The following is an 18,064-nucleotide window of genomic DNA, read 5'->3' on the forward strand; positions in this document are numbered from 1 at the left end:
ACCACCAATCCCGGTATGATCGCGCGCCCGGATACTGCCCCACCTTGGAACCTTGATGAAGCCTCAACTGATCGCCGCCGCTGAACTCGACCGTCTCGAGACCTGGCAGAAATATTCCGCCCACATGTGCGGTGGCTGCGTGTCCAGCTGCTGCACGCTGCCGGTCGAGGTGAAGATCAAGGACCTGATCCGCATTGGCATCGTCGATGAGTTCGAGCGCGGCGACCCGCCGAAGAACATCGCCAAGCGTTTGCAGAAGGAAGGCATCGTCGAGCGCTACAATTCCAAATCCGAAATTTTCACCCTGCAGCGCATGAGCAATAACGACTGCCTGTACCTGGATCGTAAGACGCGCTTCTGCACTATTTATGACAAGCGCCCGGATACCTGCCGCAACCACCCGAAAATCGGGCCGCGGCCGGGGTATTGTGCGTATAAGCCGAAGGAAGTGGTGCGCGAGACCAATTTCCGGACTCTCGACAAGTTCTGATGATCATGATGATCGTTCCCACGCTCCGCGTGGGAATGCAGCCCTGGACGCTCTGCGTCCGCCCTTAAAAGCGGGACGCGGAGCGTCCCAAGCGGCATTCCCACGCAGAGCGTGGGAACGATCAGGCATAAAAAAACGCCCCCGGCCTTTCGACCGGGGGCGTTTTTCATTCAGCCTGAGTTAACTCAGTTCTTGGCTTTCTTGGCAGCGCGGGTACGCTCGCCTTCGTCCAGGATCTTCTTACGCAGGCGGATCGACTTAGGCGTAACTTCGCACAGCTCGTCGTCCTGGATGAATTCCAGAGCCTGTTCCAGGGTGAAGCGAACAGGTGGAACCAGAGCGATGGTTTCGTCTTTGCCCGAAGCACGCATGTTGTCGAGCTTCTTGCCTTTGGTTGGGTTAACGCCCATGTCGTTGTCACGGCTGTTCAGACCAACGATCTGACCGTTGTAGATCTCTTGACCGTGTTCAACGAACAGCTTGCCACGCGCCTGCAGAGTTTCCAGGGAGTAGGTCAGCGCCTTGCCGGTTTCTACCGATACCAGAACACCGTTCTGACGGCCGGACATGTCGCCGGACTTCATGGTGTCGTAGCGATCGAAGATCGAGGTCAGGATGCCAGCACCGTTGGTCAGGGTCAGGAACTGGTTACGGAAACCGATCAGACCACGCGCAGGGATGTTGTATTCCAGACGTACACGGCCTTTGCCATCCGGCACCATGTTGGTCAGGTCGCCCTTACGCAGGCCCATCTCTTCCATGACCTTGCCCTGGGATTCTTCAGGGGTGTCGATGGTCACGTTTTCGAACGGTTCCTGCTTCACGCCGTCAACCTGACGGATGATCACTTCTGGACGACCAACGCCCATTTCGAAGCCTTCGCGACGCATGGTTTCGATCAGTACCGAGAGGTGCAGCTCACCACGGCCGGAAACCTTGAACTTGTCAGCCGAGTCGCCTTCTTCAACGCGCAGTGCAACGTTGTACAGCAGCTCTTTGTCCAGACGTTCCTTGATGTTACGGGAAGTCACGAACTTGCCTTCTTTACCGCAGAAAGGCGAGTCGTTTACCTGGAAGGTCATGGAAACGGTTGGCTCGTCAACGGTCAGAGGCTTCATCGCCTCAACGTTGTCTGGCTGGCACAGGGTGTCGGAGATGAACAGCGAGTCCATACCGCTCACGCACACGATGTCGCCGGCGAAAGCTTCTTCAACGTCGATGCGGTGCAGGCCGTGGTGACCCATCAGCTTCAGGATACGACCGTTACGCTTTTTGCCGTCGGCGCCGATGGCGACAACTGGAGTGTTCGGCTTGACGCTACCACGCGCGATACGGCCAACACCGATAACACCCAGGAAGCTGTTGTAGTCCAGTGCCGAGATTTGCATCTGGAACGGGCCTTCACGGTCAACTTTTGGTGCCGGTACGTTGTCGACGATCGACTGGTACAGCGGGGTCATGTCTTCAGCCATGTCGGTGTGTTCCAGACCGGCAATGCCGTTCAGGGCCGAGGCGTAGACCACTTTGAAGTCAAGCTGTTCTTCGGTAGCACCCAGGTTGTCAAACAGGTCGAAGATCTGGTCCAGAACCCAGTCCGGACGCGCGCCTGGACGGTCAACCTTGTTGATGCACACGATCGGACGCAGGCCGGCTTCGAAAGCCTTCTTGGTCACGAAACGGGTTTGCGGCATAGGGCCGTCTTGAGCGTCAACCAGCAGCAGAACGGAGTCAACCATCGACATTACGCGTTCTACTTCGCCGCCGAAGTCGGCGTGGCCCGGGGTGTCCACGATGTTGATGTGGTAGCCGTTCCAGTTGATAGCGGTGTTTTTAGCCAGGATGGTAATACCGCGCTCTTTTTCCTGGTCGTTGGAGTCCATCACGCGCTCGTCGTTGAGCTCGTTGCGCTCCAGGGTGCCGGATTGACGCAGGAGTTTGTCTACCAGGGTGGTTTTACCATGGTCAACGTGAGCAATGATGGCGATGTTACGTAGATTTTCGATCACTTGTGTATCTCGATCAGAGGATTCGGTGTGCTGACAGGTCGTGGCAGCGATTAACAGTAGAGTCAGGCCTTGCCGTTACAGCTTGACGGCAGAGTCGGGGGGCCGGTGACGCAGGCCACAGGCAAACAGCCCCGGGCTCTTAGCTCGGTCGATAAACGCGCACATTGGCATACCCCTCACTGAGCAAATGGTGGGCATGCAGGCGACTCATCACGCCTTTGTCGCAATACAGCAGGTACTGACGGCTGTTATCCAGTTCCTTGAAGCGCGCGTTCAATGCGTAGAACGGCAGCGCTTGCACGTCGATGCCAGCGATTTCCAGCGGCTCATCCTCGGCGGCATCCGGGTGACGGATATCGACGACGATCTGGCCGGCCAGCGCTTCGCTGACTTCTTCGATTTGCACATCCTGGCCCAATTCATCGATGACACGATCGATCGGGACCAGTTTGGCGTTCTCGAGCGCACGCTCCAGAATCGCCATATCAAACTGTTGTTCTTCATACTCCACGCGGTTGCGCTTGGCGTGGGTCTTGGGGTTCACCGAAATGACCCCGCAATATTCAGGCATGTGCTTGGCAAAGTCGGCCGTGCCGATTTCTTCTGCCAGGTCGATGATGTCCTGTTTGTGGCTGGCGATCAGCGGGCGCAAGACCAGCTTCTCGGTGACGCAATCAATGAGCGACAGGTTCGGCAGCGTCTGGCTGGACACCTGGGAGATCGCCTCACCGGTCACCAACGCGTCGATCTGCAACTGATCGGCGATTCGGGACGCAGCGCGCAACATCATACGCTTCAATACTACGCCCATATGACTGTTATCGACTTTGCCGAGAATTTCGCCCAGCACTTCCTCAAACGGCACGCTTACAAATAGCACGCGCTGGGAGCTGCCGTACTTCTTCCAGATAAAGTGCGCGACTTCCATCACGCCCAATTCGTGTGCACGCCCGCCCAGGTTAAAGAAGCAGAAGTGGCTCATCAGGCCGCGACGCATGATCTGGTAGGCCGCCACCGTGGAATCGAAACCGCCGGACATGAGTACCAGGGTCTGTTCCAGTGCGCCCAGCGGGTAGCCGCCGATACTGTTGTGCTGGCTGTGGATCACAAACAACCGTTGGTCGCGAATTTCCATGCGCACTTCAATTTGCGGCGCTTTGAGGGAAATTCCGGCGGCGCCGCACTCGCGACGCAGCTTGCTGCCGACGTATTTCTCGACATCCATGGAGCTGAAGGTGTGCTTGCCGGCGCGCTTGCAGCGCACCGAAAAGATCTTGCCTTCAAGCGACTCACCGTAGTGCTGCTTGCACTTTTCGGTGATGTCGTCGAAGTCGCCCAACGGGTACTCATCGACCTGCAGGAAATGCGCGATGCCCGGCATGCAGCTCAGGCGCTCGGTCATGTCCTTCAAGGCTTTGGCGTCGGTAATGCGGGTTTCCAGCTCGAGGTTGTCCCACACGCCGTTCACCACCACAGCCGGGTCCAGGTCTCGGAGCACGGCACGGATGTTCTTGGCCAACTGACGGATGAAACGCGTCCGTACCGGTCGGCTTTTGATGGTGATCTCGGGGAAGACTTTTACGATTAATTTCATGGAAACAGCGCGCGCCGGGCCTGCTGAAAAAGGGGGGCGCGGATTATAGCGGAAATCGCTCAAGGTTTAACCAGTTAATATGCATCTCAGATGCAGCGCACCAAAACGGGTCATTTGCGCAAATTAACGCTACATTGCAGTGCGTTATTTATTCCGCTTCAGCGGATTGCACCGTTATAGGGGCCATTTTGAGGCAAAAAGGCCATGTTGGCGCACTGGCATGCAATTTGCTCTCTTGTGAGGCAGGTTGCCTTGGTCGAGTATTCGCGCCGGCATCACCCACATTCTAAGGGCTAACTCCACTACCCCAGCCCGAAGCCACCCGGAGGACACCATGTCGAAGTCGGTTCAACTCATCAAAGATCATGACGTTAAATGGATTGATCTGCGCTTCACGGACACTAAAGGTACTCAGCACCACGTGACCATGCCGGCTCGCGACGCGCTGGATGATGCGTTCTTCGAAGAAGGCAAAATGTTCGACGGTTCCTCCATTGCCGGCTGGAAAGGCATCGAAGCTTCCGACATGATCCTGATGCCGGACGACAGCACTGCCGTACTCGACCCGTTCACCGAAGACCCAACCCTGATCATCGTCTGCGACGTGATCGAGCCTTCGACCATGCAAGGCTACGACCGCGACCCACGTGCGATCGCCAAGCGCGCTGAGGAATACCTGAAGTCGACCGGTATCGGCGACACCGTATTCGTAGGCCCGGAGCCAGAGTTCTTCATCTTTGATTCGGTCAAGTTCAAGTCCGACATCTCCGGTTCCATGTTCAAGATCTTCTCCGAACAAGGTTCGTGGATGTCTGACCAGGACATCGAAGGCGGCAACAAAGGCCACCGTCCAGGTATCAAAGGTGGTTACTTCCCGGTTCCGCCGTTCGACCACGACCACGAAATCCGTACCTCCATGTGCAACGCCATGGAAGAGATGGGCCTGGTCATCGAAGTTCACCACCACGAAGTGGCGACTGCCGGCCAGAACGAAATCGGCGTGAAGTTCAACACCCTGGTAGCCAAGGCTGACGAAGTTCAGACCCTGAAGTACTGCGTACACAACGTGGCTGATGCCTACGGCCGTACCGCTACCTTCATGCCTAAGCCACTGTACGGCGATAACGGTTCGGGTATGCACGTTCACCTGTCCATCGCCAAAGATGGCAAGAACACCTTCGCTGGCGAAGGTTATGCCGGCCTGTCCGACACTGCCCTGTACTTCATCGGCGGTATCATCAAGCACGGTAAGGCCCTGAACGGCTTCACCAACCCGTCGACCAACTCCTACAAGCGTCTGGTGCCAGGTTTCGAAGCACCGGTAATGCTGGCCTACTCGGCGCGTAACCGTTCCGCTTCGATCCGTATTCCTTACGTGTCCAGCCCTCGCGCTCGCCGTATCGAAGCGCGCTTCCCGGACCCGGCAGCTAACCCATACCTGGCCTTCGCTGCGCTGGTAATGGCTGGCCTGGACGGTATCCAGAACAAGATCCACCCAGGCGACGCCGCCGACAAAAACTTGTACGACCTGCCGCCTGAAGAGGCCAAAGAGATCCCACAAGTGTGCGGCAGCCTGAAAGAAGCCCTGGAAGAGCTGGACAAGGGCCGTGCGTTCCTGACCAAAGGCGGCGTATTCAGCGACGACTTCATCGATGCCTACATCGAGCTGAAAAGCGAAGAAGAAATCAAAGTACGCACCTTCGTACACCCACTGGAATACGAGCTGTACTACAGCTGCTGATCCGGTAGCGCTGCTTAACGCGGCGTAACGAAAAAGACCTCCTTCGGGAGGTCTTTTTTTTGCCTGGCGTTTAGCGAGCCGGGGCGTGGCGGTCGAGCATGTTGCCCACCATCAAGGTGCCGAGGGCACTGAGCTGGTGAATGGCCAGGACGGTATCGCGGTGTTTGCCTTCCAGCGCCTCGGACAAATCAAGCAACAAGGTGCTGACCGAGGTAAAGGCTTCGAAACTGTTAATCAGCAGGGATTCGTCGTCGCTGTCGGGGTCGATGGCGATAACGGATGGCGGTGGATTTGGCGTTGCCTTGAACATGTCTTAACTTCCTCGAATGAGGCCGCCATCGACTCGCTACTAAACGATAGGGTGGCAGCTATGCGCAGGTTAGTAGACCGGGGAAGTTAAGCAAAAGCCGGCGCACCCGAAGGTGCCCTACGCACAGCCGCCATAAAGGTCGGAGTGGTACGACTTAACTTAACCCTCAGGCTACTAAACCTGATCGCTGATGAGCAGCGACCGAGCAACCTTAGAGACGACAAGCCAGCCGTACAAGCCGGCGGATTCTGGCGCACCTGTAGGCAAGCACGCAAGCTAAGGTAGCCTCTGGCTGACACTGCCCAAAATCTGCAAACCCAATCAAAATGTGGGAGCGGGCTTGCTCGCGAAGGCGGCGTATCAGTTAATGCATCGGGTGACTGACACACCGCCTTCGCGAGCAAGCCCGCTCCCACAAGGAGATCTACGTTGAAACATAGATTTGCATTCGCCCTGTTATTCGCCTGCGCCACAGCCAGCGCAGCGCCGCCCACTCTGGAGCCTTTGCTCAACAGCATCGCCGAGCGCCTGGAGATTGCCGATCAGGTAGCCCTGAGCAAATGGGACAGCCACAAGCCCGTAGAGGACAAAAAGCGCGAACAAGAGGTGATCGCCAGCGTCGCCGCCCAAGCGCCCAACTACAAACTCGACCCTTCTGCCGCCGAGCAGTTTTTCTCGGCGCAGATCGAGGCCAATAAGCTGGTGCAGTACACCCACCTGTCCGACTGGCAGTTCCAGGGCAAAGCCCCGGACGACCCGCGCCCGGACTTGGTAAAACAGATCCGACCACGGCTGGACCAACTGCAAAAAACCCTGCTGCAGCAACTGGCCGACTTCACCCCGCAGCGCACCGACCCGCAATGCCCGCAGTGGCTGGCCACCGCCGTGCATGAGCCGCTGAATGATCCGCTGCGCCAACTGGCAATGATCCGCGCCACCGCCGAGCTGTGCATCTACAAAGGTTAAAGCCTGCAAACCCAATCAAAACTGTGGGAGCTGGCTTGCCTGCGATAGCAATGGTGAATGTGCCACCGCTATCGCAGGCAAGCCAGCTCCCACATTGACCCCGCTCCTCCAGACAATTTTTCACCAGCCATCACTTCCTGAACAACCTTCACAAAACCGCACTATATTGGTGCGACAGCCTGCACACTTCCCACCCTCCCAGCCCATTTTGGTTCGATTCTTCTCGATCAAGCTGGCAGAACGCCACAGTTTCGCGCCTAAAACCCTTATTTCAGGGGTTTAACGCTTCTTTTCGGAGCCTTGGTTTGGTTTTTGCATTTTCCTTGTATCAGCGTGTGCCTCAAGCCCGCGCCTTGCTCCAAAAGAGGTCCCGATGACCATCAGCGATGCACTGCACCGTTTGTTACTCGACAACCTGACCACCGCGACCATCCTGCTCAATGACGACCTGCGTCTTGAGTACATGAACCCGGCGGCGGAGATGCTCCTGGCCATCAGTGGTCAGCGCAGCCATGGGCAGTTCATCAGCGAATTGTTCACCGAGTCGGCCGAGGCCTTGAGTTCGTTGCGCCAGGCCGTGGAGCAGGCGCACCCGTTTACCAAGCGCGAAGCGATGCTCACCGCCCTCACCGGCCAGACCCTGACCGTCGACTACGCCGTGACCCCGATTTTGAGCAACGGCGCGACCCTGCTGTTGCTCGAAGTGCACCCCCGCGACCGTCTGCTGCGCATTACTAAAGAAGAAGCGCAGCTGTCCAAACAGGAAACCAGCAAGATGCTGGTGCGCGGCCTGGCCCATGAAATCAAAAACCCACTGGGTGGGATTCGTGGCGCCGCGCAGTTGCTGGCCCGTGAGTTGCCGGAGGAACACCTCAAGGACTACACCAACGTCATCATTGAGGAGGCCGACCGCCTGCGTAACCTGGTGGACCGCATGCTCGGCTCCAACAAGTTGCCGTCCCTGGCGATGACCAACGTGCACGAAGTGCTGGAGCGCGTGTGCCAGCTGGTCGAGGCCGAAAGCCAAGGCTGCATCACTCTGGTGCGCGACTACGACCCTAGCATTCCCGACGTATTAATCGACCGCGAGCAGATGATTCAGGCGGTGCTCAATATCGTGCGCAACGCCATGCAGGCCATCAGCAGCCAGAACGAACTGCGCCTGGGCCGCATCAGCCTGCGCACCCGCGCTCTGCGCCAGTTCACCATCGGCCATGTGCGCCACCGCCTGGTTACCAAGGTCGAGATCATCGACAACGGCCCCGGCATTCCTGCGGAACTGCAGGAAACCATCTTCTTTCCCATGGTCAGCGGCCGCCCGGACGGTACCGGGCTGGGCCTGGCCATTACTCAGAACATCATCAGCCAGCACCAGGGCCTGATCGAATGTGAAAGCCATCCCGGCCACACCACGTTCTCGATCTTCCTGCCATTGGAACAAGGAGCCCCCACGACATGAGCCGTAGTGAAACTGTGTGGATCGTCGATGACGACCGTTCTATCCGCTGGGTCCTCGAGAAAGCCTTGCAACAGGAAGGCATGACCACCCAGAGCTTCGACAGCGCCGACGGGGTGATGAGCCGCCTGGCGCGTCAGCAGCCGGACGTGATCATCTCCGACATCCGCATGCCCGGCGCCAGTGGCCTGGACTTGCTGGCGCGGATCCGCGAGCAGCACCCGCGTTTGCCGGTGATCATCATGACCGCGCACTCGGACCTGGACAGCGCTGTCGCGTCCTACCAGGGCGGTGCCTTTGAATACCTGCCCAAGCCGTTCGATGTGGACGAGGCGGTGGCGCTGGTCAAGCGCGCCAACCAGCACGCCCAGGAACAACAAAGCCAGGAAGCCCCGCCAGCCCTGACCCGCACCCCGGAAATCATCGGTGAAGCACCGGCGATGCAGGAAGTGTTTCGCGCCATCGGGCGTTTGAGCCACTCCAACATCACCGTGTTGATCAACGGCGAGTCGGGCACCGGTAAAGAGTTGGTGGCCCACGCGCTGCACCGTCACAGCCCACGGGCGGCTTCGCCGTTTATCGCGCTGAACATGGCGGCGATTCCGAAGGACTTAATGGAGTCCGAGCTGTTTGGCCATGAAAAAGGCGCGTTCACCGGCGCGGCCAACCTGCGTCGCGGGCGCTTTGAACAGGCGGACGGCGGCACGCTGTTCCTGGATGAAATCGGCGATATGCCGGCCGATACCCAGACACGCTTGCTGCGTGTATTGGCAGATGGTGAGTTCTACCGCGTTGGCGGGCACACGCCGGTCAAGGTCGATGTGCGCATCATTGCGGCGACGCACCAGAACCTCGAAACCCTGGTGCACGCGGGCAAATTCCGTGAGGACTTGTTTCACCGGCTGAACGTGATTCGTATCCACATCCCTCGGATGTCGGATCGCCGCGAAGACATCCCGACCCTCGCCCGCCACTTCCTCAGCCGCGCCGCGCAAGAATTGGCGGTGGAGCCGAAGCTGCTCAAAAGCGAGACCGAGGAATACCTCAAGAACCTGCCGTGGCCGGGCAACGTGCGTCAGTTGGAGAACACTTGCCGCTGGATCACGGTGATGGCATCCGGGCGTGAGGTACACATCAGCGACCTGCCACCGGAGCTGTTGAGCCTGCCGCAGGATTCGGCCCCGGTGACCAACTGGGAGCAGGCGTTGCGCCAATGGGCCGACCAGGCCCTGGCACGCGGCCAGTCGAACCTGCTGGACAGCGCCGTACCGGCCTTCGAGCGCATCATGATCGAAACCGCCTTGAAGCATACCGCCGGCCGCCGCCGCGACGCCGCCGTGCTGCTCGGCTGGGGCCGTAACACCTTGACGCGCAAGATCAAGGAGCTGGGGATGAAGGTCGATGGCGGGGATGATGATGAGGGTGATGAAGCCTAACTGCTGATCGTTCCCACGCTCGGCGTGGGAACGCCTCCCCGGACGCTCCGCGTCCGAGGCTCACCGCAAGTTCAGATCTGTGCACTGGTGACGCGGAGCGTCACACGATGCATTCCCACGCGGAGCGTGGGAACGATCAGGTGGAGTGCACCGCTTCAATGCACCATGAACTAGCATCGCGCACATCCAGCCAGCCTGAAACACCCGCCGAATCAAGAAAACATCAAATCGCAAAAACACCAAAGCCCCGTATTCCGGGGCTTTGCGCTTTCTGGCGAAATTTTTTGGCACACATTGCAACTTCTGGCACGCGCCCTGCAATAACCCTTACATCACCCAGTTTCGGGGACCTTGGTACAGGCAGGCCGAGAATCCCCTCTTTACACCCGGGGTGCTTGATGCGGATCGCGTCGCGCCCCACACCCGTTTCGGGAACCTCGGTACAGGCAGGCCGGGGATTCCCTCTTTAACACCGAAGCCTTGCAAGGCTTCACCCCGTTTTGGGAGCCCTGGTACAGGCAGGCCGGGAACTCCCTCTTTTATTCCTCGCGCAGATGGATCTGCAGCCGCCAGCGACCCTCGGCCTTCTCCCCTTTCCATTCCCCGCGCAACGGCCGAGCCGCCACCAGGTTCAGCAGCAGGCCGCCATCGGTCTTGCGAACGCGCCAATTCACGTCCTTGTCGTTGACCTTGAGTTGCCCGCTGGCAGCTTTGCCTTGCGCGCCGAACAGCAGCGCCACGGTGCCGTCGATATGTTCGCCGTGCAGCTTGGGTTCGCTGTTGAACCACACCACCACGCCGTCTGCCGCTGTTTCTACCTGCTGCAACTCAACCGGATCCGGCGTGGTCAGGCGACCGATCATCAGCCCGATCATCAAGCCAACAATCGCCAGTGAACCCATCACCCGTGGCAATAGCTTCGGCCTTGGGTCGTCTTCAGGGGTAGAATGCAACGCATCTTTGCCTTCGGAGCCGTGCATGTTTCACGTCATCCTTTTTCAACCAGAAATTCCGCCGAATACCGGCAACGTTATCAGGCTGTGCGCCAACAGTGGCTGCCACCTGCATTTGATCGAGCCGCTGGGCTTTGACATGGACGACAAACGCCTGCGCCGCGCCGGGCTGGACTACCACGAGTACGCCACGCTCAAGCGCCATGCCGACCTCGCAAGCTGCCTGGAAAGCCTGGGCCACCCACGGCTGTTCGCGTTCACCACCAAGGGCTCGCGACCGTTTCATGATGCCAGCTTTGCCGAAGGCGACGCCTTCCTGTTCGGCCCGGAAAGTCGTGGCCTGCCGGCGGAGGTGCTTGATGCTTTGCCCGATGGCCATCGTCTGCGTTTGCCGATGCGCGAGGGTTGCCGCAGCTTGAACTTGTCCAACACTGTAGCCGTCGCGGTTTACGAAGGCTGGCGCCAGCTCGGCTTCAAGTAACGCATAAACGAAATGTGGGAGGAGGTCTGTGTGGGAGCTGGCTTGCCTGCGATAGCATCACCTCGGTCATTCAGATAAACCGAGGTGATGCTATCGCAGGCAAGCCAGCTCCCACACAAGCCAGCTCCCACATTTTTTTACCGCATCGACTTATTGAACAGTCGACGAACCTTCCTGTTGCATGCGCTGCAGCTCTTGCGCGTACAGGGCATCGAAGTTCACCGGCGCCAGCATCAGCGCAGGGAACGAGCCACGGGTGACCAGGCTGTCCAGGGTCTCACGGGCATACGGGAACAGGATGTTCGGGCAGAACGCGCCCAGGGTGTGGCTCATGGACGCTTCGTCCAGGCCCTGGATCAGGAAGATACCAGCCTGTTGCACTTCAGCGATGAAGGCTACTTCTTCGCCGTTCTTAACAGTCACGGACAAGGTCAGCACGACTTCGTGGAAGTCGCCTTCCAAAGCCTTTTGACGGGTGTTCAGGTCCAGCGCAACGCTTGGGGTCCATTCCTGACGGAAGATGGCCGGGCTTTTCGGCGCTTCGAACGACAGGTCACGCACGTAGATCCGCTGCAGCGAAAACTGTGGGCCTTGAGCTTCTGCTGCTTCGGTGTTCTGTTGGTCAGTCATCGCAGATCCTTCTTGATCTTGGGGTCTTTTAGGGTTTAGGAGTCAGACGAGCAGCAGCGCATCGAGTTTACCGGCGCGCTCCAGAGCGAACAGGTCATCGCACCCACCGACATGCTTGTCGCCGATCCAGATCTGCGGCACGGACGTGCGTCCCGCTTTCTTGGTCATTTCGGCGCGCACCTGGGGTTTGCCGTCGACCTTGATCTCTTCGAAGGCAATGCCCTTCTTCTCAAGCAGGGCCTTGGCCCGCATGCAGTAGGGGCACCAATCGCTGGAGTAAACGACAACCTGGCTCATATCACTTCACCAGCGGCAGGTTATCGGCCTTCCAGCTGCCAATACCGCCGGACAGTTTGGCGGCGGTGAAACCGGCTTTGAGCATCTCGCGGGCGTGGGTGCCGGCGTGCTGGCCTTGGGCGTCGACCAGAATAATGGTCTTGGCCTTGTGTTTTTCCAGCTCGGGCAAACGGGCGATCAGCTTGTCCTGTGGAATGTTCAGGGCGCCGACGATATGGCCGGCGGCGAAATCCTTGGCCGGGCGAATATCCACGACAACGGCCTCATCCTTGTTGACCAGCGCGGTCAGCTCCGACGTGCTCAGGCTGCGGCCACCGCGGCTCATTTCATGAGCGATCAGCAGCGCCAGCAGGATGACGAAGGCACCCGCGAGCAGGTAGTGGGCAGTGGCAAATGCAATCAGGTGATCAACCATCAAGGAGGTTCCAGGGCGTTAAAATGGCGGTAAGTATACACAGCCGTCAGGGGCGGCCAACCCCCGTAAAGCGGTGACGTGGTCGGAACTTCGCTTTAAACTGCTACTCCCTTTTAGATTGCCTTCCTTTATTACCGCCGCGAGAGGATCTATGACTACTACGCCTAAACCTTTGGTCCTGATAATTCTCGATGGCTTCGGACACAGTGAAAGCCACCACGACAACGCCGTGTACTCGGCCAAGAAGCCGGTACTCGACCGCCTGACCGCCACCGTGCCCAACGGCCTGATCTCCGGTTCCGGCATGGATGTAGGCTTGCCGGACGGCCAGATGGGCAACTCGGAAGTCGGCCACATGAACCTCGGCGCCGGACGAGTGGTATACCAAGACTTCACACGCGTGACCAAATCGATCCGCGACGGCGAGTTCTTCGAGAACCCGACCATCTGCGCGGCGGTGGATAAAGCCGTAGCCGCCGGCAAAGCCGTGCACTTCATGGGCCTGTTGTCCGACGGCGGCGTTCACAGCCACCAGGATCACTTGGTCGCCATGGCCGAACTGGCCTTCAAGCGCGGCGCCGACAAGATTTACCTGCACGCCTTCCTCGACGGCCGCGACACCCCACCTAAAAGCGCGCAGTCGTCCATCGAACTGCTCGACGCCACCTTCGCCGCGCTTGGCAAGGGCCGTATCGCCAGCCTGGTCGGCCGTTACTTCGCCATGGACCGCGACAACCGTTGGGACCGTGTCTCCCAGGCTTATAACCTGATCGTCGACGGCCAGGCCGAATTCAACGCCGCCACCGCCCAGGAAGGCCTGGAAGCCGCCTATGCGCGTGGCGAGAGCGATGAGTTCGTAAAAGCCACCACCATCGGCGAGCCGGTGAAAGTGGAAGACGGCGACGCCGTAGTGTTCATGAACTTCCGCGCCGACCGTGCCCGCGAACTGAGCCATGTATTCGTTGACGCCGGTTTCAAAGACTTCGAGCGCGCCCGCCAGCCGAAGGTCGAGTTCGTCATGCTCACCCAATACGCCGCCAACATCCCGGCCCCGGCAGCTTTTGCCCCGGGCAGCCTGGAAAACGTGCTGGGCGATTACCTGGCGAAAAACGGCAAGACCCAGCTGCGCATCGCCGAAACCGAGAAATACGCCCACGTGACCTTCTTCTTCTCCGGCGGCCGTGAAGAACCGTTCCCAGGCGAAGAACGTATCCTGATCCCGTCGCCCAAAGTCGCCACCTACGACCTGCAGCCGGAAATGAGCGCGCCTGAAGTCACCGACAAAATCGTCGATGCCATCGACAACCAGCGTTACGACGTGATCGTGGTCAACTACGCCAACGGCGACATGGTCGGCCACAGCGGCAACCTGCAAGCAGCTGTAAAAGCCGTGGAATGCCTGGACCAGTGCGTCGGCCGTATCGTCGACGCCCTGGAGAAAGTCGGCGGCGAGGCACTGATCACCGCCGACCACGGCAACTGCGAGCAGATGTCCGACGAATCCACCGGGCAAGCCCATACCGCCCACACCACCGAGCCGGTGCCGTTCATCTATGTCGGCAAGCGCGACCTGAAAGTGCGTGAAGGCGGCGTGCTGGCGGACGTGGCGCCGACCATGCTGAAGCTGATGGGGTTGGAGAAGCCGAAAGAGATGACCGGTACTTCGATTCTGGTCTGAAACAGTTCGGGGGTTGCTCAAAGCGAGTAGCCCGTCAATAATGAAGGTGAGCGCGAAACCAGTTGCCTCCAGCGGCGATAACTGGCGTAGGAACCCCGTTGATGACTGGACATCAGCGTAGGGTGAGACCTCCACACCCCTGCTTGAGGGTGTGTATATGAATATCAAGCGCTCTAACTTAGGGCAGTTCGAGAGAACTGCCCTTTTCTTTGCCTGTTATAAAAGTTGGTAGCGTTTGTAAAGCAGCTCCCCATGGCGATGCTTATTCAGCGCCTTGGCATCGGTCTGCATGAAATTCCACAACACATTGCCTGCCTGGATATTCACCACCACCAGCATTTGTCGCTTGGTTTCATAAGCACCGATGAACGCCAGCCGAGCCGAGCCGTCGCTATAGGCGACACGCCAGATTTCCAGAGGCCCTGTCAGCGTATCCAGCGCGAATTTTACGTATCGTTCTCTGGCATCCTGCCGCTTTTCAACAATGTGCCCCAGCGTCGTGCGCTGGATCAACACCCTGCCCAGAGGGGAATCTATACAAACCTGAGGGCATGTCGAATCGGTAATCCCCAGATTTGAAGCTACGATATCGACAGCATCGGCAATGTCTTTGCCCGCCAACACCTCCTCGAGTGCGCAAGATCGTAGAGCCCGATCAAGGCTACGCAGGTCGGGCAATCCGTAATCGAGCCAGGTTTGCTGGCCTTTTGACTCATGAACACCGGACATTGCCGATCGCGCCAACTGACTGATTAGAGGGCTCGTGAGTCTATTCTCAGCAGCAAAAACCAGTGCAGGTGGAGCGTTTCAAAGCGTTTCTTCGATAGTGTTTAACCTTCAAACCGCCCAATTAAATCGCCCTGAAAGGCTTTTTATGACGAACGCCTCAAAGCAGATGGCGTTGAGGCGTTTTTTTTGCGGCGCTTGGCGGGCATACTAGGCCGTCCATTTCCCTGGTGTCGCCCGCCTCTATGCTTCGCGCCTTGATTTCCCTCGCTCTTGTCTGCCTGCTCCAACCGGCGTTTGCCGATGAGCGCGCACAAACCCAACAACAGTTGGACGCTACGCGTCAGGACATTACCGAGCTGAAAAAGCTGCTCGGCAAGCTCCAGGAAGAAAAATCCGGGGTGCAGAAAGACCTGCGCGGCACGGAAACCGAGATGGGCAAGCTCGAGAAGCAGGTCCAGGAGCTACAAAAAGAATTAAAGAAGAGCGAGTCGGAACTGGAGCGACTCGACGCTGAGAAAAAAAAACTCCAGAGCGCACGCGTTGAACAGCAACGCCTGATCGCGATCCAGGCCCGCGCCGCCTACCAGAGCGGCCGCCAGGAATACCTCAAGCTGCTGCTCAACCAGCAGAACCCGGAGAAATTCGCGCGCACCCTCACTTACTACGACTACCTGAGCAAGGCGCGCCTGGCACAATTAAAGGGTTTTAATGAAACCCTGCGCCAGTTGGCCAATGTCGAGCAGGAAATCGCCGACCAGCAGTCGCAACTGATGGATCAGAAAACCGCCCTCGACACTCAGCGCGACCAGTTGGACAAGGTGCGCAAAGAGCGCCAGCAAGCCCTGGCCAAACTCAACAATGACGTGAAGGCCCGCGACGCCAAGCTGCAGGCCCGCGAACAAGACCAGGCCGACTTGGGCAAAGTGCTCAAAACCATCGAGGAAACCCTGGCTCGCCAGGCACGTGAGGCTGAAGAAGCGCGGCAAAAAGCGCTGATTGCCCAGCAGGAAGCAGAAAAAAAGCGCCAGCGTGAAGCCGAGCTGGCCGCTACCACTGATGCGCCAGCGCCGCGTAAACCGGCGCGTGCAGCGCCCGGGCCGCTGGTTTCCAGCTCCGGCGAGAACTTCGGCGGCCCTTTTGCTTCAGCCCGCGGCAAACTTCCATGGCCCGTTGATGGTCGACTACTGGCACGCTTTGGTGAAACCCGTGGCGATGACACCCGCGCCAAGTGGGATGGGGTGATGATCAGCGCCGCCGCCGGCAGCCAGGTCCACGCCGTTCACGGTGGCCGTGTGGTGTTTGCCGATTGGCTGCGCGGGGCCGGTTTGTTGGTGATTCTTGACCACGGCAATGGCTATTTGAGCCTTTACGGCCACAATCAGACATTACTCAAGTCGGCAGGTGATGTTGTAAAAGCTGGTGAATCCATCTCCACTGTCGGTAACAGTGGTGGCCAGGACACCCCGGCGCTGTACTTCGCTATTCGTCAGCAGGGCCGCCCGAGCGACCCTGCACAATGGTGCCGTTCCCAAGGATAGGGCTGCACCTACATTAGGAGTTCGTTCGACATGCTGCATTTGTCCCGCCTCACTTCGCTGGCCCTGACGATCGCCCTGGTGATCGGCGCGCCGCTGGCTTTTGCCGACCAGGCTGCATCGGCACCCGCCGCCACCGCAGCGACCACCAAGGCGCCGCTGCCGCTGGACGAGCTGCGTACCTTTGCCGAGGTCATGGACCGGATCAAGGCAGCCTATGTCGAACCCGTAGACGACAAGACCCTGCTGGAAAATGCCATCAAGGGCATGCTCAGCAACCTCGACCCGCACTCCGCCTACCTGGGGCCGGAAGACTTTGCCGAGCTGCAGGAAAGCACCAGCGGTGAATTCGGCGGCCTGGGCATCGAAGTCGGCTCCGAAGATGGCCAGATCAAAGTGGTCTCGCCGATCGATGACACGCCTGCGTCCAAGGCGGGCATTCAGGCCGGCGACTTGATCGTGAAGATCAACGGCCAACCAACCCGTGGCCAGACCATGACCGAAGCCGTCGACAAGATGCGCGGCAAGCTCGGCCAGAAAATCACCCTGACCCTGGTACGCGACGGCGGCAACCCGTTTGACGTGACCCTGGCCCGCGCGACCATCACGGTCAAGAGCGTTAAGAGCCAGCTGCTGGAGTCGGGCTACGGTTACATCCGTATCACCCAGTTCCAGGTCAAGACCGGCGACGAAGTGGCCAAGGCCTTGGCCAAACTGCGCAAAGACAACGGCAAGAAACTCAACGGCATCGTGCTCGACCTGCGTAACAACCCAGGCGGCGTGCTGCAGTCGGCGGTTGAAGTGGTCGACCACTTCATCACCAAAGGCCTGATTGTTTACACCAAAGGCCGTATCGCCAACTCCGAGTTGCGCTTCTCGGCCACCGGCAACGACCTGAGCGAAGGCGTGCCACTGGCCGTGCTGATCAACGGCGGCAGCGCTTCGGCGTCGGAAATCGTCGCCGGTGCCCTGCAAGACCAGAAACGCGGCGTGCTGATGGGCACCACCAGCTTCGGCAAAGGCTCGGTGCAAACCGTATTGCCGCTGAACAACGACCGCGCCCTGAAGATCACTACGGCGCTGTACTACACGCCGAACGGTCGCTCGATCCAGGCCCAGGGCATCGTGCCGGACATCGAGGTACGCAGGGCCAAGATCACCAACGAGGTCGACAGCGAGTACTACAAAGAGGCCGACCTTCAAGGTCACTTGGGCAATGGCAACGGCGGCGCCGACCAGCCGACCGGCAGCGGCAGCAAAGCCAAGCCGATGCCGCAGGACGACGACTATCAACTGGCCCAGGCGCTGAGCCTGCTTAAAGGCCTGAGCATTACGCGCAGCCGTTGA

Annotated in this window: 17 protein-coding genes; 9 read left to right on the plus strand and 8 right to left on the minus strand. The window is 59.0% G+C overall.

Annotation, left to right across the window (positions count from 1 at the left end):
• Nucleotides 1-55 precede the first annotated feature (55 nt).
• A complete protein-coding gene (locus tag AOA62_RS19795) occupies nt 56-490 on the plus strand; it encodes a YkgJ family cysteine cluster protein (RefSeq protein ID WP_053253906.1) in 435 nt (144 codons plus the stop codon).
• A gap of 185 nt (nt 491-675) precedes the next feature.
• On the opposite strand, the gene typA is transcribed toward AOA62_RS19795, so the two are convergent.
• Nucleotides 676-2,496 carry a translational GTPase TypA gene (gene typA, locus AOA62_RS19800; protein WP_003217997.1) on the minus strand — a complete coding sequence of 607 codons (1,821 nt, stop codon included), beginning with the start codon at nt 2,494-2,496 and terminating at the stop codon, nt 676-678.
• A gap of 139 nt (nt 2,497-2,635) precedes the next feature.
• Complete coding sequence (thiI, locus tag AOA62_RS19805; RefSeq protein WP_065930794.1) at nt 2,636-4,090, minus strand: tRNA uracil 4-sulfurtransferase ThiI; 1,455 nt, start codon at nt 4,088-4,090, stop codon at nt 2,636-2,638.
• A 334-nt stretch (nt 4,091-4,424) separates the two neighbouring features.
• Here thiI and glnA point away from each other — a divergent pair, with 334 nt between their 5' ends.
• Nucleotides 4,425-5,831 (plus strand): glutamate--ammonia ligase, encoded by a 1,407-nt coding sequence (glnA, locus tag AOA62_RS19815; RefSeq protein ID WP_017138628.1) that lies wholly within the window; start codon nt 4,425-4,427, stop codon nt 5,829-5,831.
• Nucleotides 5,832-5,901: 70 nt separating this feature from the next.
• Here the strand turns inward: glnA and AOA62_RS19820 are convergent, their stop codons facing one another.
• The gene (locus tag AOA62_RS19820; protein ID WP_099549494.1) at nt 5,902-6,141 is read right to left on the minus strand and encodes a DUF6124 family protein; all 240 of its coding nucleotides are present in this window, start codon (nt 6,139-6,141) and stop codon (nt 5,902-5,904) included.
• Between the two features lie 429 nt (nt 6,142-6,570).
• On the opposite strand from AOA62_RS19820, the gene AOA62_RS19825 reads away from it, so the two are divergent.
• The 3 genes from AOA62_RS19825 (at nt 6,571) to ntrC (ending at nt 9,999) form a co-directional block, all read left to right on the plus strand.
• Nucleotides 6,571-7,107 carry a chorismate mutase gene (locus tag AOA62_RS19825; protein ID WP_099549495.1) on the plus strand — a complete coding sequence of 179 codons (537 nt, stop codon included), beginning with the start codon at nt 6,571-6,573 and terminating at the stop codon, nt 7,105-7,107.
• A gap of 373 nt (nt 7,108-7,480) precedes the next feature.
• Nucleotides 7,481-8,566 carry a nitrogen regulation protein NR(II) gene (gene glnL, locus AOA62_RS19830; protein WP_017138631.1) on the plus strand — a complete coding sequence of 362 codons (1,086 nt, stop codon included), beginning with the start codon at nt 7,481-7,483 and terminating at the stop codon, nt 8,564-8,566.
• Entirely contained in the window at nt 8,563-9,999 is a 1,437-nt protein-coding gene (ntrC, locus tag AOA62_RS19835) for a nitrogen regulation protein NR(I) (RefSeq protein WP_017138632.1), read from the plus strand. Before glnL ends, ntrC begins: the two co-directional genes overlap by 4 nt.
• Before the next feature lie 539 nt (nt 10,000-10,538).
• Here the strand turns inward: ntrC and AOA62_RS19845 are convergent.
• On the minus strand, nt 10,539-10,979 hold the full coding sequence (locus AOA62_RS19845; protein WP_017138633.1) for a hypothetical protein: 441 nt from the start codon (nt 10,977-10,979) through the stop codon (nt 10,539-10,541).
• On the opposite strand from AOA62_RS19845, the gene AOA62_RS19850 reads away from it, so the two are divergent.
• Nucleotides 10,978-11,433: a tRNA (cytidine(34)-2'-O)-methyltransferase gene (locus AOA62_RS19850; RefSeq protein ID WP_003171120.1), complete on the plus strand. Its 456-nt coding sequence runs from the start codon at nt 10,978-10,980 to the stop codon at nt 11,431-11,433. The genes AOA62_RS19845 and AOA62_RS19850 overlap by 2 nt on opposite strands.
• A 150-nt stretch (nt 11,434-11,583) precedes the next feature.
• Here the strand turns inward: AOA62_RS19850 and secB are convergent, their stop codons facing one another.
• Genes secB through AOA62_RS19865 form a run of 3 tightly spaced genes read right to left on the minus strand, consistent with a single transcriptional unit; the run spans nt 11,584 to nt 12,775 of the window.
• Entirely contained in the window at nt 11,584-12,063 is a 480-nt protein-coding gene (secB, locus tag AOA62_RS19855) for a protein-export chaperone SecB (protein ID WP_012721755.1), read from the minus strand.
• A 42-nt stretch (nt 12,064-12,105) separates the two neighbouring features.
• The gene (gene grxC, locus AOA62_RS19860) at nt 12,106-12,360 is read right to left on the minus strand and encodes a glutaredoxin 3 (protein ID WP_017138634.1); all 255 of its coding nucleotides are present in this window, start codon (nt 12,358-12,360) and stop codon (nt 12,106-12,108) included.
• 1 nt (nt 12,361) lies between these two features.
• Nucleotides 12,362-12,775, minus strand: a complete 414-nt coding sequence (locus tag AOA62_RS19865; protein ID WP_017138635.1) for a rhodanese-like domain-containing protein — start codon at nt 12,773-12,775, stop codon at nt 12,362-12,364.
• 151 nt (nt 12,776-12,926) lie between these two features.
• Here AOA62_RS19865 and gpmI point away from each other — a divergent pair, with 151 nt between their 5' ends.
• Nucleotides 12,927-14,453: a 2,3-bisphosphoglycerate-independent phosphoglycerate mutase gene (gpmI, locus tag AOA62_RS19870; RefSeq protein WP_099549496.1), complete on the plus strand. Its 1,527-nt coding sequence runs from the start codon at nt 12,927-12,929 to the stop codon at nt 14,451-14,453.
• Nucleotides 14,454-14,669: 216 nt separating this feature from the next.
• Here the strand turns inward: gpmI and AOA62_RS19875 are convergent, their stop codons facing one another.
• Complete coding sequence (locus tag AOA62_RS19875) at nt 14,670-15,182, minus strand: PBECR2 nuclease fold domain-containing protein (RefSeq protein WP_099549497.1); 513 nt, start codon at nt 15,180-15,182, stop codon at nt 14,670-14,672.
• 242 nt (nt 15,183-15,424) lie between these two features.
• Here AOA62_RS19875 and AOA62_RS19880 point away from each other — a divergent pair, with 242 nt between their 5' ends.
• Both AOA62_RS19880 and AOA62_RS19885 read left to right on the plus strand, forming a co-directional pair.
• Entirely contained in the window at nt 15,425-16,720 is a 1,296-nt protein-coding gene (locus AOA62_RS19880) for a murein hydrolase activator EnvC (protein ID WP_017138638.1), read from the plus strand.
• A 30-nt stretch (nt 16,721-16,750) separates the two neighbouring features.
• Entirely contained in the window at nt 16,751-18,064 is a 1,314-nt protein-coding gene (locus AOA62_RS19885; RefSeq protein WP_017138639.1) for a S41 family peptidase, read from the plus strand.

Origin of the sequence: Pseudomonas sp. 2995-3, assembly GCF_002742565.1 — a bacterium.
Taxonomy (GTDB): domain Bacteria; phylum Pseudomonadota; class Gammaproteobacteria; order Pseudomonadales; family Pseudomonadaceae; genus Aquipseudomonas; species Aquipseudomonas edaphica.

Coding starts and splice junctions, on each gene's coding strand:
- grxC (WP_017138634.1), bottom strand. CDS start 12,360: ATGAGCCAGGTTGTCGTTTACTCCAGCGATTGGTGCCCCTACTGCATG.
- AOA62_RS19850 (WP_003171120.1), top strand. CDS start 10,978: ATGTTTCACGTCATCCTTTTTCAACCAGAAATTCCGCCGAATACCGGC.
- AOA62_RS19845 (WP_017138633.1), bottom strand. CDS start 10,979: ATGCACGGCTCCGAAGGCAAAGATGCGTTGCATTCTACCCCTGAAGAC.
- AOA62_RS19820 (WP_099549494.1), bottom strand. CDS start 6,141: ATGTTCAAGGCAACGCCAAATCCACCGCCATCCGTTATCGCCATCGAC.
- glnL (WP_017138631.1), top strand. CDS start 7,481: ATGACCATCAGCGATGCACTGCACCGTTTGTTACTCGACAACCTGACC.
- secB (WP_012721755.1), bottom strand. CDS start 12,063: ATGACTGACCAACAGAACACCGAAGCAGCAGAAGCTCAAGGCCCACAG.
- ntrC (WP_017138632.1), top strand. CDS start 8,563: ATGAGCCGTAGTGAAACTGTGTGGATCGTCGATGACGACCGTTCTATC.
- gpmI (WP_099549496.1), top strand. CDS start 12,927: ATGACTACTACGCCTAAACCTTTGGTCCTGATAATTCTCGATGGCTTC.
- AOA62_RS19865 (WP_017138635.1), bottom strand. CDS start 12,775: ATGGTTGATCACCTGATTGCATTTGCCACTGCCCACTACCTGCTCGCG.
- glnA (WP_017138628.1), top strand. CDS start 4,425: ATGTCGAAGTCGGTTCAACTCATCAAAGATCATGACGTTAAATGGATT.
- thiI (WP_065930794.1), bottom strand. CDS start 4,090: ATGAAATTAATCGTAAAAGTCTTCCCCGAGATCACCATCAAAAGCCGA.
- AOA62_RS19885 (WP_017138639.1), top strand. CDS start 16,751: ATGCTGCATTTGTCCCGCCTCACTTCGCTGGCCCTGACGATCGCCCTG.
- AOA62_RS19880 (WP_017138638.1), top strand. CDS start 15,425: ATGCTTCGCGCCTTGATTTCCCTCGCTCTTGTCTGCCTGCTCCAACCG.
- AOA62_RS19875 (WP_099549497.1), bottom strand. CDS start 15,182: ATGTCCGGTGTTCATGAGTCAAAAGGCCAGCAAACCTGGCTCGATTAC.
- AOA62_RS19795 (WP_053253906.1), top strand. CDS start 56: ATGAAGCCTCAACTGATCGCCGCCGCTGAACTCGACCGTCTCGAGACC.